The 14,087-nt window shown below is 62.5% G+C and carries 11 protein-coding genes and 1 pseudogene; 7 read left to right on the top strand and 5 right to left on the bottom strand.

Annotation, left to right across the window (positions count from 1 at the left end; genetic code table 11):
* Window positions 1-123 precede the first annotated feature (123 nt).
* The 3 genes from ACSMEV_RS08315 to ACSMEV_RS08305 are packed head-to-tail and all read left to right on the top strand — an operon-like array spanning window position 124 to window position 2,497.
* Window positions 124-1,524, top strand: coding sequence for an amidohydrolase family protein (locus ACSMEV_RS08315; protein ID WP_459207987.1), 1,401 nt, complete (start codon window positions 124-126; stop codon window positions 1,522-1,524).
* Window positions 1,525-1,535: 11 nt separating this feature from the next.
* Entirely contained in the window at window positions 1,536-2,009 is a 474-nt protein-coding gene (locus tag ACSMEV_RS08310; protein ID WP_459207986.1) for a DMT family transporter, read from the top strand.
* A gap of 38 nt (window positions 2,010-2,047) precedes the next feature.
* Window positions 2,048-2,497 carry an SMP-30/gluconolactonase/LRE family protein gene (locus ACSMEV_RS08305; RefSeq protein WP_459208311.1) on the top strand — a complete coding sequence of 150 codons (450 nt, stop codon included), beginning with the start codon at window positions 2,048-2,050 and terminating at the stop codon, window positions 2,495-2,497.
* Here ACSMEV_RS08305 and ACSMEV_RS08300 read toward each other — a convergent pair.
* The 5 genes and pseudogenes from ACSMEV_RS08300 to ACSMEV_RS08280 form a co-directional block, all read right to left on the bottom strand.
* A pseudogene (locus ACSMEV_RS08300) lies at window positions 2,442-2,675 on the bottom strand (Arm DNA-binding domain-containing protein); the annotation flags it as partial. The gene ACSMEV_RS08305 and the pseudogene ACSMEV_RS08300 overlap by 56 nt on opposite strands.
* A gap of 303 nt (window positions 2,676-2,978) precedes the next feature.
* A complete protein-coding gene (guaA, locus tag ACSMEV_RS08295) occupies window positions 2,979-4,556 on the bottom strand; it encodes a glutamine-hydrolyzing GMP synthase (protein ID WP_459207985.1) in 1,578 nt (525 codons plus the stop codon).
* Window positions 4,557-4,634: 78 nt separating this feature from the next.
* Window positions 4,635-6,104 (bottom strand): IMP dehydrogenase, encoded by a 1,470-nt coding sequence (guaB, locus tag ACSMEV_RS08290; protein ID WP_296264756.1) that lies wholly within the window; start codon window positions 6,102-6,104, stop codon window positions 4,635-4,637.
* Window positions 6,105-6,286: 182 nt separating this feature from the next.
* Complete coding sequence (locus tag ACSMEV_RS08285; RefSeq protein WP_314488959.1) at window positions 6,287-6,835, bottom strand: sugar ABC transporter ATPase; 549 nt, start codon at window positions 6,833-6,835, stop codon at window positions 6,287-6,289.
* A 153-nt stretch (window positions 6,836-6,988) separates the two neighbouring features.
* On the bottom strand, window positions 6,989-7,753 hold the full coding sequence (locus ACSMEV_RS08280; protein WP_459207984.1) for an N-acetylmuramoyl-L-alanine amidase: 765 nt from the start codon (window positions 7,751-7,753) through the stop codon (window positions 6,989-6,991).
* Window positions 7,754-7,897: 144 nt separating this feature from the next.
* Here ACSMEV_RS08280 and xseA point away from each other — a divergent pair, with 144 nt between their 5' ends.
* From xseA to ACSMEV_RS08260, 4 genes are all read left to right on the top strand, one after another.
* Window positions 7,898-9,277 (top strand): exodeoxyribonuclease VII large subunit, encoded by a 1,380-nt coding sequence (gene xseA, locus ACSMEV_RS08275; protein WP_459207983.1) that lies wholly within the window; start codon window positions 7,898-7,900, stop codon window positions 9,275-9,277.
* Between the two features lie 3 nt (window positions 9,278-9,280).
* The gene (locus tag ACSMEV_RS08270; protein WP_459207982.1) at window positions 9,281-10,108 is read left to right on the top strand and encodes a peptidoglycan DD-metalloendopeptidase family protein; all 828 of its coding nucleotides are present in this window, start codon (window positions 9,281-9,283) and stop codon (window positions 10,106-10,108) included.
* Window positions 10,109-10,564: 456 nt separating this feature from the next.
* Window positions 10,565-12,238 carry a 2-isopropylmalate synthase gene (leuA, locus tag ACSMEV_RS08265; protein ID WP_459207981.1) on the top strand — a complete coding sequence of 558 codons (1,674 nt, stop codon included), beginning with the start codon at window positions 10,565-10,567 and terminating at the stop codon, window positions 12,236-12,238.
* Between the two features lie 173 nt (window positions 12,239-12,411).
* On the top strand, window positions 12,412-14,070 hold the full coding sequence (locus ACSMEV_RS08260; protein ID WP_459207980.1) for a DUF2599 domain-containing protein: 1,659 nt from the start codon (window positions 12,412-12,414) through the stop codon (window positions 14,068-14,070).
* Window positions 14,071-14,087: the final 17 nt, after the last annotated feature.

The following is a 14,087-nucleotide window of genomic DNA, read 5'->3' as shown; positions in this document are numbered from 1 at the left end:
AAAGTGATCGGGAACGGCGCTATTATTCGACAATGTTGAATAATAAAAACAGTTTAACCATCTTTTTCCCACAGTATCGCCTTGCGTACAGTTCTTCCACGAAATTTGAAGAGGTGTACTGAAATGGCTGAATACAACCGTCGTATCGTGCAGGCCCCGGCAGCTCCGGCCGGCCGCACACTTATCCGCGGCGCCACTGTGCTGAGCATGGACGGCGGCATTGGCAATCTGGTGCGCGGCGATATCCTTATCGAGGGCAGCATCGTCAAGGCCATCGGAGAAAATCTCGAAGCCGGAGACGCTGTGGTGATCGAGGCATCCGGAATGATCGCCATGCCGGGCATGGTCGATACGCACCGTCACTCCTGGGAAGGGCAACTGCGTCGAATCAATCCGAACGCAGCAACCCTGGAGGACTACTGCAACGCCACCCACTTCTCGTTCGCCAAATACTATCGTCCGGCTGACATGTACATCGGCAACCTGCTGAGTGCATTGGGCTGCATCGATGCCGGTATCACGACCCTGGTGGACAACTCGCACAACAGCCGCACCGGCGCTCACTCCGACGCTGCTGTCGAGGCACTGCTTGATACTGGTATACGCGCCGTACACGCCTCGGGAGCACCGGTGGCGGGCGAATGGGACAAAGCCCACTGGCCGGGCAACCTAGAGCGCCTGCAGGAAAAATACATCAAGAACGGTGACAACCCGCTGCTCTCGCTGGCGGTGATGGCACAGTTGGAGCCTGAGCTGTGGGCTGAAGCCCGGCGCCTGGGCCTGCCGATCATCACCGAGTTTTTTGGCGGGGACATGGCCGCTGAGTTGGAGGGTTTGCATCGCGAAGGCCTGCTGCGTTCCGACAATATCTTCAACCACTGTACCGCGCTGCCGGACGCCGGCTGGAAAATCCTTCGCGAGGCCGGCGTGCGGGTCAACGTATGCCCTCGCTCAGATGCCCATTACGGCATTGAAGATGGAATGTTCGCCATGCAGTCGGCCCAGCGTCACGGCATCAGTCCGGGGTTGAGTGTCGATAACGAAACCTCTTACAGCGGCGACATGTTCATGGAGATGCGGGTGGCGTTCTACCTGCAACGCGTCATGGGCATGCACCAGCAGCGCTGCTGCGGCGAAGCCCACAGTCCAGTAGTGACCCTGCCCGCCCACGGCCTGCTCAAAGCCGCGACTATCGACGGCGCCGTCTGTGCCGGCTTACAGGACAAAGTCGGCAGTCTGGTCCCCGGCAAACAGGCGGACCTGATTCTCATCAACGCGCAGGACATAAACCTTTACCCGTCAGGCAACGCCTTCGGCACCGTGGTACATGCGGCCGAGCGCAGCAATGTCGACACGGTCATGATTGGCGGGCGTATCGTCAAACGCGGCGGCAAAGTGCTAGGTGTGGATAGCGAAAGGCTGCGTGCGGCAATCGACGAGTCCCGTGAGCATCTGTTTGCTGCTGCAGGCTATCAGCCGGATATGTTTGCCGAGACATTCCTACCGCTTGAGTCGGCCAAGTAAGGAGGCGCGAGATGAACGCAGCTTACTACCTGCTGGCCGTCTGTGCGGGGCTTGGCATCACGCTGCAAACCACGCTGAATGGCCAACTCGCTAAAGGTGTAGGTGGAGATTCCGTAGCGGCGGCGCTGTTCTCTTTCACTGCCGGTGCAGTATTCCTGGGCATCTTCTCATTGATGCGAGGCGGGATAGTGGCGTCACTGGCGGCTATCCCCGCCCAGCCCTTGTGGAGCCTGCTGGGCGGTTTTCTGGGTGCCGGTGCGCTGCTTAGCTACGTGGTGCTTGCGCCAAAGATCGGTCTGTCAGCTTTGCTCGGCCTCGCTATCGCCGGGCAAATCATTTCGTCACTGGCTGTCGATCATTTCGGCTTGATGGGGGCATTGGAAAGGCCGGTGTCTCCCATCAAGTTGGTCGGGGCGATGGTGATGCTCGCAGGCCTGGCCATCGCCCTATTCGGTGACAGGTGTCTGGCGCTTTTCTCCAACTGACTTTCTTTTTTACGCCAGCTGTTTCGTAGGACGCCACCCTGTTTAAAACCCTAACCGACACTACCAGCCTGCTTGGCGAGTGCCCTGTCTGGTGTGAAAGAACCGAACGTCTGTTCTGGACCGACATCCCCGGCTACGAGCTGCGTGCCCTGGATCCCACAAGCGGTGAAGTACAGTGCTGGTCACTACCCGAGTCGCTAGGCTCATTTGCCCTCACAGCAGACGAAGATGTATCGCTAATGGGGTTGGCATCCTGCCTGGACTACTACAGGCTGAGCACCGGTCGTTTCGGCAAAATTGCAGCTACGCCAGGTGTGCCCGGAAACCAAATCAATGACGGCCGCTGCGACCACGTGGGCAACTTTGTATTCAGCACGATGGACGCAGCCGAGCAGGTGCAAACCATCGGCAGATTTCATCGGTTCAATGCGGCGACGCTCGAAGCTTCTTCGCCTCCCCTAGCCGCTCACATGCCTCTGCCAGGGTGATCCCGCCCAAGCCATAACGACCGAAGGTGATGGTCTCCTGCCGGCCATTGATGGAGTAGTTGTAACGGAAGGAGGTTGAGCCGGCCGGTGTGACCGCCACGTACAAGCCATCACGGTCAATCACCTTGTAGAGCTTATCTTGCGGCTTGAGGTTTCGAAGCTTGGTATCAGTAAGCATGGCTTCCATTTATTCCATGAAAAATACCATGCTTTGAAAAGCGCGGGAGAATGGGGCTTAACCCCAGTAAAACCGGGCCTCTTGGCTATCCCGATACCATGCCCATCCTGAAACAAGCGACATGGTATCAAGCGTCATGCAGACATCAGATGCAGTTGGTACCCCGTACCATGCCATAAAAACCATGCTTGGCGATGCAAAACGCTGTCTGAACTTGCCAGACCCAAAAAGCCAAAAGCCCGCAGTTACGCGGGCTTCAGGGCATTTTTTGCTAGATCGTGCCGGGCAGTGCCGGACGCAGGATCACTCCCACTCAATCGTCGCCGGCGGCTTGCTCGACACGTCGTACGTCACCCGCGAAATCCCTTCGATCTCGTTGATGATGCGCCCGCTTACCGTCTCCAGCAGCTCATACGGCAGATGCGCCCAACGCGCCGTCATGAAGTCGACCGTCTCAACGGCACGCAACGCCACGACCCACGCATAACGACGGCCATCGCCCACCACGCCCACCGACTTCACCGGCTGGAACACCACGAACGCCTGGCTGGTCTTGTGGTACCAGTCGGCCTTGCGCAGCTCTTCGATGAAGATGTGGTCGGCGCGGCGCAGGATGTCGGCGTATTCCTTCTTCACCTCGCCGAGGATGCGCACGCCCAGGCCCGGGCCCGGGAACGGGTGACGGTAGACCATGTCGTACGGCAGGCCCAGCTCCAGGCCGATCTTGCGCACTTCGTCCTTGAACAGTTCGCGCAGCGGCTCGACCAGTTTCAGGTTCATCTCTTCCGGCAGGCCGCCCACGTTGTGGTGCGACTTGATCACGTGGGCCTTGCCGCTCTTGGCGCCGGCCGACTCGATCACGTCGGGGTAGATGGTGCCCTGGGCGAGGAACTGGATGTTGTCCAGTTTGCTGGCTTCGGCGTCGAAGATGTCGATGAAGGTGCGGCCGATGATCTTGCGCTTCTTCTCGGGGTCGGCTTCGCCGGCCAGGTTGTCGAGGAACTGGGCCTCGGCGTCGGCGCGGATGACCTTGACGCCCATGTTCTCCTTGAACATGGCCATCACCTGGTCGCCTTCGTGCAGGCGCAGCAGGCCGTTGTCGACGAACACGCAGGTCAGCTGGTCGCCGATGGCGCGGTGCAGGAGCGCGGCGACCACCGAGGAGTCGACGCCGCCGGACAGGCCCAGCAGCACGTTGGCCGAACCGACCTGCTCACGGACCTGGGCGATGGCGTCTTCGACGATGTTGGACGGGGTCCACAAGGCTTCGCAGCCGCAGATGTCCTGGATGAAGCGCGAGAGGATGCGACCGCCCTGCTTGGTGTGGGTCACTTCCGGGTGGAACTGCACGCCGTAGTAGCCGCGCGCGTCATCGAACATGCCGGCGATCGGGCAGCTCGGGGTGCTGGCCAGGACGTGGAAGTCGCCAGGCATCGAGGTGACCTTGTCGCCGTGGCTCATCCACACGTCCAGGCCCAACACGCCGTCGGCGTCGACGTGGTCTTCGATGCCGTCGAGCAGGCGGCTCTTGCCGACCACGTCGACACGGGCGTAGCCGAATTCACGCAGCTCGGAACCGGTGACTTTGCCGCCCAGTTGCTCGGCCATGGTCTGCATGCCGTAGCAGATGCCCAGCAGCGGCACGTTCAGGTCGAATACGGCTTGTGGCGCGCGCGGGCTGTTGGCTTCGTGCACCGACTCGGGGCCGCCGGCGAGGATGATGCCGCGCGGGTTGAAGGCACGGATCGCTTCGTCGTCCATATCGAACGGGTGCAGTTCGCAATACACGCCGATCTCGCGCACGCGGCGGGCGATCAGTTGGGTGTACTGGGAACCGAAGTCCAGGATCAGGATGCGGTGGGCGTGGATATCGAGGGCCATGACTCAATCTCGTCAGTGGAAATCGGAAACGAAGCGGGGCTGTTCATGACAGCCCCGCTCGAGGATGAGGATGAAGCCTCAACCTACGCGGTAGTTCGGGGCTTCTTTGGTGATCTGTACGTCGTGCACGTGGGACTCGGCCATGCCGGCACCGGTGATGCGCACGAACTCGGGTTTGGTGCGCATCTCGTCGATGGTGGCGCTGCCGGTGTAGCCCATCGAGGAGCGCAGGCCGCCCATCAGCTGGTGGATGATCGCAGCCAGTGCGCCCTTGTAGGGAACGCGGCCTTCGATGCCTTCCGGCACGAGCTTCTCGGCGCCGGCCGAGGAGTCCTGGAAGTAGCGGTCCGAAGAACCCTGCGACTGCGCCATCGCGCCCAGCGAACCCATGCCGCGGTAGGCCTTGTAGGAACGGCCCTGGAACAGCTCTACCTCGCCTGGCGCCTCTTCGGTGCCAGCGAACATCGACCCCATCATCACGCACGACGCGCCGGCGACGATGGCCTTGGACAGGTCACCGGAGAAGCGGATGCCGCCGTCGGCGATCAGCGGTACGCCGGTGCCTTCGAGGGCGGCGGCGACGTTGGCGATGGCGCTGATCTGCGGCACGCCGACGCCTGCGACGATACGAGTGGTGCAGATCGAGCCCGGGCCGATGCCGACCTTGACCGCGTCGGCGCCGGCTTCGGCCAGGGCCTTGGCGGCAGCGCCGGTGGCGATGTTGCCGCCGATGACCTGGACCTGCGGGTAGGTCTGCTTGACCCAGCGCACGCGCTCGATCACGCCCTTGGAATGGCCGTGGGCGGTGTCGACCACCACCACGTCGACGCCAGCAGCGACCAGTGCGGCCACGCGATCGGGGGTGTCTTTACCGGTGCCGACGGCGGCGCCGACGCGCAGACGGCCTTGGTCGTCCTTGCTGGCCAGCGGGTAGGCCTTGGCCTTTTCGATGTCCTTGACGGTCATCATGCCCTTGAGGCTGAAGGCTGCGTCGACGATCAGGACCTTTTCCAGGCGGTGCTTGTGCAGCAGCTCGCGCACTTCGTTCTTGTCGGCGCCTTCGCGGACGGTGACCAGACGCTCTTTGGGCGTCATCACGTCGCGTACGCGGGCTTCCAAACGGGTTTCGAAACGCACGTCACGCGAGGTGACGATGCCGACCAGGTCGCCGTTCTCCAGCACCGGCACGCCGGAGATGTTGTTCATGCGGGTCAGTTCGAACAGGTCGCGCACAGTGGCGTCGGCCTCGATGGTGATCGGGTCCTTGACCACGCCAGCCTCGAACTTCTTGACCTTGCGCACTTCGCTGGCCTGCTGCTCGATGGTCATGTTCTTGTGCACGATACCGATGCCGCCTTCCTGCGCCATGGCGATGGCCAGGCGGGCTTCGGTGACGGTGTCCATGGCGGCGGAAACGAGGGGAATGTTCAGCTCGATGCCACGAGTCAAACGGGTCTTGAGACTGACTTCATTGGGCAGTACCTCGGAGTAACCAGGTACAAGGAGGATATCGTCGAAAGTCAGGGCTTCTTGGCTGATACGCAGCATCGCGGGGGCTCCCGGGCGGGAAAAATGGAAGCGCGCCATCATACGCCTGCTGGGGCGCCAGCTCAACGGCGAGCTGCGGGTAAGCGTCGAGCGGCACGCTTTGATGCGTCATGCGCCGCTCGTTCGGCATTCGGTAGCTGCGCAAAGGCCGGCGTCGATGGGCGCACTGCGCGTAACCGCCCTCAGCGCTGCACGGCCACCACTGCGACCGGCTGATCCAGCCAATCGGCGAATTGTTCGATGAACGCCGGTGTGAAGCCCGCCTCGCCCCAGTTGTTGAAAATGAAGCCAAGGTTGGAAAAGGCGCAGGGTTGCAGGAACAGAAAGCCGTTGATGTCGTCTTCGTGTCCGCACAGCGGGCAGGTGAAGTTGTCGGTCAGCCCCGGCATCCACTCTTCCAGGCTGTCGAACAGCGGCTCGCCGACTTCCCGCCGGCACTCGGGGCAGCCAGCCTCTTCGAGAAAGCCGTCGGTCGGTGTGTAGATGCAACGTTTCAACACCACTTCCACGCCATTGAACGGCTCGCCGAGCGGCACCCGCTCTGGATGCAGGGCGATCTTGCGCGCGCCCTCGGCCAGGGCATGGCCCATGCGGTTGCCGGTGCTGCCACAGGTGGTCAGCGCTTCTTCGACCACCTTTTCCCGCACCAGCCAACGCAAGATGGCCCTGGAGCGGGCTTCGTGGAACGGCAAGGTGGAAATTTTGGGGACGATGATTCGTTGGATGCTCATGGGTACTGCAAGCCTGCAAAGCTGCGGTGAAGACGTAATTCTAACGCCTGCTCAGATGCCGAGGTAGTGGCGAGGCTGTAGCGCTTGCTACCGACGCCAGACGCTCCGGCAACTGAGCGCGACGCGTGGAAGCGCCCTTTAAAAGAGTTCGGCTCAGGCGTGGTAACGCTCTACCAGGGCATAAAGAATCGCAGCCGTCTCCGCATCCAGCAGTCCGCGATGGTCGTCTGGGCGAAAGTGCAATTGAAATGCCCTGAGCAACGAACGCATCTGGTTGGCCGTCGGCTGTGCCGGGACGTTGTAGCCATAGGTGCGCAGTTTGGCCTGGATGTCCTCGACTGCCGGCAGGGTGTTTACGAAACGGTCGACAAATTGCGCTTTGGTGGCTTCTTCATACCAAGCGCCAATACCGGCTTGATTAAGCCGATGCCAGGGGAACGCCGCGCCGGGATCGCTCTTGCGTCCAACAGAAACATCGCTGTGGCCAACGACGTGCGTGGGGGTGATTTCCGGATACCGTTGCAGAATGTCCTGGCCCAACTGGATCAAGGCATCGATCTGTTCGGGATGATAGTCCGGGAAAGTGAATTGGCCGTCGCTTACAGAGGCCTCATTAACCAACTCGATGCCAATCGCCGTATCGTTCAGATTGGTGCGCCCCGCCCAACTGCTGACGCCTGCGTGCCAAGCACGTTCACGCTCGTCGACGAGATTGAAGATGCGTACCTTGTCGAAGCCCGTACGTTGGTAGGTGGGGTCGACAGGCGTCGGCACGAGATAATGCGCGCTGACCTCGCTACCTTTGGCTAGCGCATTGACCGAACCGTTGAAGTTGAGGGCAGTGTAATGAATGACCAAAAAACGTACGCGCCGGTTGAAAGCTTTGGAACGGTAAGTTGCGGCGTCGATTTCATACATGGCTATCTCCTTGAGGCGGAAAGTACCCAAGCTAGGCGCATGCACATCGATAAATAAGTCGCCAGGTTCGTCATGCAGGTGTGGAACTTTCCCAGGCATTTCACGCTCGGTGCAACCGACAGGCTTGTCCTTTATGATGCCGGCATGATCAAAGACCCTTTCGAACGGCTCGGCCTGGATCGCGAAGTCCTCACCGTCAGCCAACTCAACGGCCGCGCCCGCGTGCTGCTGGAAGACGTTTTCCGCAGCGTATGGGTGGAAGGCGAAATCTCCAACCTGGCCCGTCCGGCATCCGGGCACCTGTACTTCACCCTCAAGGACAGCGGCGCGCAGATCCGTTGCGCGCTGTTCCGGCAGAACGCCACGCGGGTGCGCCAGGCCCTGCGTGACGGCCTGGCGGTGCGGGTGCGGGGGCGGGTGTCGCTGTTCGAAGGACGTGGCGACTACCAACTGATCCTCGACACCGTCGAAGCCGCAGGCGATGGCGCTTTGCGCCTGGCCTTCGAGGCCTTGAAGGAAAAGCTCGACGGCGAAGGCCTGTTCAGCGCCGAGCGCAAGCGTCCGTTGCCGTCGCACCCGCAGCGCATCGGCATCGTCACCTCGCCCACCGGCGCGGTGATCCGCGACATCATCAGTGTGTTCGGCAGGCGCGCGCCGCAGGTCGAGCTGAACCTGATCCCCACGCCCGTGCAGGGCCGCGAAGCGATCATGCAGATCGTCCGCGCCTTGCAGCTGGCCGATCGCCAGGGCTTCGACGCGCTGATCCTGGCCCGGGGCGGCGGCTCGCTGGAAGACCTCTGGTGCTTCAACGAAGAGGCCGTGGCGCGCGCCGTCGCCGCCTGCGTGACGCCCATCGTCAGCGCCGTGGGCCACGAGACCGATGTGTCGATCAGCGACTTCGTCGCCGATGTGCGCGCGCCCACGCCATCTGCCGCCGCCGAACTGCTGGCGCCGGACAGCAGCGGCTTGCAGCAGCGCCTCGAGAGCCTGCACCGGCGCCTGCTGATGCGCATGCGCAACCGCCTGGCGCACGACCGCCTGCGCGTCGAAAGCCAGAGCCGTCGCCTGCGCCATCCCGGCGACCGACTGCGCCAGCAGGCGCAACGCCTCGACGATCTGGACATGCGCCTGCGCCGCGCCTTCATGCTGGGCATGAACCAGCGTCAGCAGCGGCTCGGCCGGCTCGACATGCGCCTGACCGCGCAGCACCCCGGCCGCGCCCTCAAGCTGCTCGAACAGCGCTTGCAAAGCCTGGCCGAACGCCTACCAAAAGCCATGCGCGACGTACTCAAGGACCGCCGCCAGCGCTTCCAGGTCCAGGTGCAGACCTTGCAACTGGTCAGCCCACTGGCGACCCTGGCGCGCGGCTACAGCATCCTGCTCGACGATCAGGGCCAAGCGGTGCGCAGCGCCGCGCAGACTCACAACGGCCAGCGCCTCACCGCCCGCCTCAACGAAGGCGAGCTGAAGGTGCGCGTCGAAGACAACCACCAGACTCCGGTCACCCTTTCGCTATTGGACTGACACATGCCCCGCTCGCTCGCCCCGCTGCTCGCCCTGTGCCTGGCCTTGCTCGCCCCGCTCGCCCAGGCCAGCTACATCACCCGTACGCTCGACAAGCCCGTGCCCGGCGGGGTCGCCGTGGTCGACCTGGGGCCAAGCGCTCAGGCGCCCAGCGCCCGCTTCGACGGCAAGCCGGTGCTGGTGGTCAAGGAACAGGACAACTGGCTGGCCATCGTCGGCCTGCCGCTGACGCAAAAGCCCGGCACCGCCACGCTGACCCAGGGCAACCGCAGCGTGCCCTTTACCGTCGGCAGCAAGAAATACCCCGAGCAACGCATCACCTTGAAGAACACTCGTCAGGTCAATCCCAATCCGGCCGACCTCAAGCGCATCGACCGCGAACTGGCCGAGCAGATCAAGGCCTACCGCAGCTTCAGCCCGAACCTGCCGAGCAACCTGGTGCTCGACAAACCGGTCAACGGCCCGCTGTCGAGCAAGTTCGGCGTGCGCCGCTTCTTCAACGGCGAAGAGCGCAACCCGCATGCAGGCCTGGACTTCGCGGTGCCGGCCGGCACGCCGATCAAGACCCCGGCCAACGGCAAGGTGATCCTCATCGGCGACTACTTCTTCAATGGCCGCACGGTGTTCGTCGACCATGGCCAAGGGTTCATCAGCATGTTCTGCCACATGTCGAAGATCGACGTGAAGCCGGGGCAGGACCTGCGCCGTGGCGAAGTGGTCGGGCGCGTGGGGTCGACGGGCCGAGCAACGGGGCCGCACATGCATTGGAACGTGAGTTTGAACGACGCGCGGGTGGACCCGGCGATCTTCATTGGGGCGTTTCAGCCTTGATGGCGTTGGAGAAGGCCGGCCGTCAGGCCCAAGTCTGACGGCGATGGATGGAGAGTTTGGATGACGGTTGCAGAGCCTGTTCAGCAGGCGTGGTGTGGTGACTGGATTGGGACCGCGTTGCGGCCTATTGCGACTGAAGTCGCTCCTACAGGTGGTTGCGTGATGGAAAGAGGTTGCGCAATAAAAGATAGATCTGAGCAAAAATACGGCTACTCAATCTCGCCCGTAACCACTTATCAAGCATTTATTCCATTTTTTTCGCAATGCTTGCCAACCCTCACCGCACTGGTTAGGGTTCAAGCCATGAAAACCGCTCACACCCTCCTTCTGCTTCGCCAACACCGCAGCCTTTGCCTGGTCAGCGCACGACTATCCAGGTAAATCGCGTCGCCTCGCCCGTTTACCTCGTTTACTGCCGGCAGGCCCGATCAGGCCGCACATTCAAGGATTGCTTCGATGACCATGCTCAAAGACCCGTCGCACAAGTACCGCGCGTTTCCCACCATCGATCTGCCCGACCGCACCTGGCCCTCCAAGGCCATCACTGCGGCGCCGATCTGGTGCAGCTCCGACCTGCGTGACGGTAACCAGTCGCTGATCGAGCCGATGGATGCCGAGAAAAAACTGCGGTTCTGGAAGACCCTGGTGCAAGTGGGCGTCAAGGAAATCGAAGCCTCCTTCCCCGCCGCCTCGCAGACCGATTTCGACTTCGTGCGCACCCTGATCGAAGACGGCCACATTCCCGATGACACCACCATCCAGGTGCTCACCCAGGGCCGCGAAGACCTCATCGCGCGCACCTTCGAGTCGTTGCGCGGGGCCAAGAAAGCCATCGTCCACCTGTACAACGCCACCTGCCCGTCCTTCCGCCGCATCGTCTTCAACACCGACAAAGACGGTGTGAAGAAGATCGCCGTCGATGCCGCCAAGCTGTTCGTCAAGTACGCAGCCCAGCAGCCGGACACCGAGTGGACGTTCCAGTACTCGCCGGAAACCTTCAGCGCCACCGAACTCGACTTCGCCAAGGAAGTCTGTGACGCGGTGATCGAAGTGTGGAACCCGACGCCCGAGCACAAGATCATCCTCAATCTGCCGGCCACCGTCGAAGTGGCCACACCCAATGTCTACGCCGACCAGATCGAGTGGTTCTGCCGCCACATCAACCGCCGCGACAGCGTGATCATCAGCCTGCACACCCACAACGACCGCGGCACCGGCATCGCCGCCACCGAGTTGGGCCTGATGGCCGGCGCCGATCGCGCCGAAGGCTGCCTGTTCGGCAACGGCGAGCGCACCGGCAACGTCGACTTGGTGACCCTGGCCCTGAACCTCTATACACAAGGCATCGACCCGCAACTGGACTTCTCCGACATCGACGGTGTGCGCAAGGTGGTCGAAGAGTGCAACCAGCTGCCGGTGCACCCGCGCCATCCGTATGTCGGTGACCTGGTCCACACTGCCTTCTCCGGTTCGCACCAGGACGCCATCCGCAAAGGCATGAGCAAGCAGCAGGACGGCGAGTTGTGGGAAGTGCCATACCTGCCGATCGACCCGGCCGACATCGGCCGCAGCTACGAAGCGGTGATCCGCGTCAACAGCCAGTCGGGCAAAGGCGGCATCACCTATCTGCTCGAGCAGGAATACGGCATCAGCCTGCCGCGCCGCATGCAGATCGAATTCAGCCAGGTGGTCCAGGGCGAAACCGACCGCCTGGGCCTGGAAATGACCGGCAAGCAGATCTACAGCTTGCTGCAGAAGGAATACCTGCAAGCCAATACGCCCTATGCACTGGTCAGCCATCGCCTGCGCGAAGAGAACGGCCACAGCGCCGTGGAAGTGGACGTCGCTGGCGAAGGCGAAACCACCTTGAAGTGGTCTGGCAAGGGTAATGGCGCCCTGGAAGCCCTGGTCGCCGGCCTGCCGATGACGGTCGAGATCATGGACTACAACGAGCACGCCATCGGCGCGGGCACCAACGCCAAGGCCGCCGCCTACATCGAACTGCGCGTGGCGGGCGGACGTCCGGTGCACGGCGTGGGCATCGATGAGAACATCACCACGGCCAGTTTCAAGGCGCTGTTCAGCGCGTTGAACCGTTCGTTGAGCCAGCAGCAGGTGAAAGCGGCCTGATCGCTTCAATGCGCCCACTCAAAACCGCATCCAAGGATGCGGTTTTTTTATGCGCGCCGTTGTTCGTTGCCCACTTTTCGCGAGCCATGGACGCACTGGCGCCTGGTATTTCTGTCAGTAGACGCCATTACCGGCCACTTCCATGGTGATTCCTCCCCCATAGGAGGTTCACCATGCGCAACCACTACCTTGGCGCCGCCCTGTTGGCGGCGTTGCCCATGCCGTTGCTGGCCCAGTCCAGCGCCAACGCCCTCGACCCCCGAACCACCGTCGAGCGCATCAACCGCAACTACAACGCCACCGTCACCGAATGCCGCGAGCCGGACACCGGTGCGCCACGCGGCCATTACTACTGCAGTGGCGTGACCCTGCGCATGGTCGACGACGGGCCGTTCAATCCCTGGGACTACAGCGAGTTCGCCAAGAAAACCGGAGCGACGTCCTATACTTGGCTGCGCAAGGACCTTAGCATCGACAAACTGGTGCGCCCCGCTGGCTTCATCCTGCGCACGCCCAGCGATGCCCATGCCTTGAACCTGCCGGTCATGGAAACCGGCTTCATGTGCATCTACGCGTTCGACGGTTTCACAGGTCCAGAACGGCGTTGGTACGGTTGCGGCACGTACAACCAGACGCTACCCGAAAATCACCAGGCTCGTTCGGCTACCGTGCCGGCCAACCGCAATCAAGCCCTTGCGTGGGGCAGCTGCGACAGCCGGGGAATCGATACTGCGGACCAGTGGCGGCAGAATTTTCGCTACGTCCGTACCGACATGAATCGTATCCAGGTCACGCAATGCTCTTGGAACGCCGAGCAACCCGGCGACTGGAACGCCATGGTCGATGTCCATCAGAACCCGGGCGTGCGCAACGACTACTTCGCCCGCCCCGACCAGAGCAATGAACTGATGCTGCGCAACGCCAGCGAAAACGGCGATGGCAGCGCACGCCTGCCCTACATCGAGGCCTTCGTGTGGAACGTCAACAGCACCTATGTGGCGCCCACCCGTGGCGACGTGAAGGCGCCCGCCGCTACCGGAGGCCTGGAGCCGGCGCGCAATTTCCAGCGCAAGCTGCACGCCCAGGGTTATGCCGTGCCGATCGTGCGCGTGGACTTCACCAAGCCCGCCCGTGAGCGCTTCAGCTATGCGCCCGAAGATCAGGTGATCGCGCTTGGCAGCGAAGGCGCAGTACCTCGCCGGTATATCCAGTCGGCCGACTGGGCCTTGCGTCTGGACCCAGGTACGGGTCGGCAGGAGTGGACGCTCACCGTAATCCCCAGCGCGGCGGGCAAAGCGGCGCAAGTAAGCGGTCAGCAAGCGCTGTACGACGAGCTGCAAGCCCTGCATGGCAACGACCCACAATGGCGGGAAAACGAGACCAGCCCTGGCAGCATGCGCCAGCAACTGAGCTGCCTGATCGGTGACTACCCCGCCAAGACGGTATGGAACCTGGAACCCTTCCGCCCTACCGTCGACGCCGCCCAAGCTTCGAAAGCCGGCTGCAATCCGTTCACGGCCCAGCGCTCTGCGCTGATCGCCGCTTCGAACTGGTCGCAGTTCACCGACAACGCCAGCGGGCAACAGGTCTGGGGGCTGCGGGTAGTGCCCACCCAGGCAGGACGTAGCGCCGCCAGCGAAGCGCTGTACGAAGAACTGCTGCGCCTGCGTGGGCAAGACCGCGAATGGCAAGAAGGCGGGCCAGGCAGCATGCGCATCCAATTGGCGTGCCTGCAGGCCAACTACAGGAACAAAGCGGAGTGGAACCTCGAGCCTTACCGCCCTGCAGTGACGGCGGCCCAGGCCAAGGCGCAAGGCTGCAACCCGACCTGAAGGCCCCTGGCTGCCCG

The organism is Pseudomonas sp. MLB6B (assembly GCF_054508135.1).
This window is presented reverse-complemented; position numbering and strand designations above follow the sequence as displayed.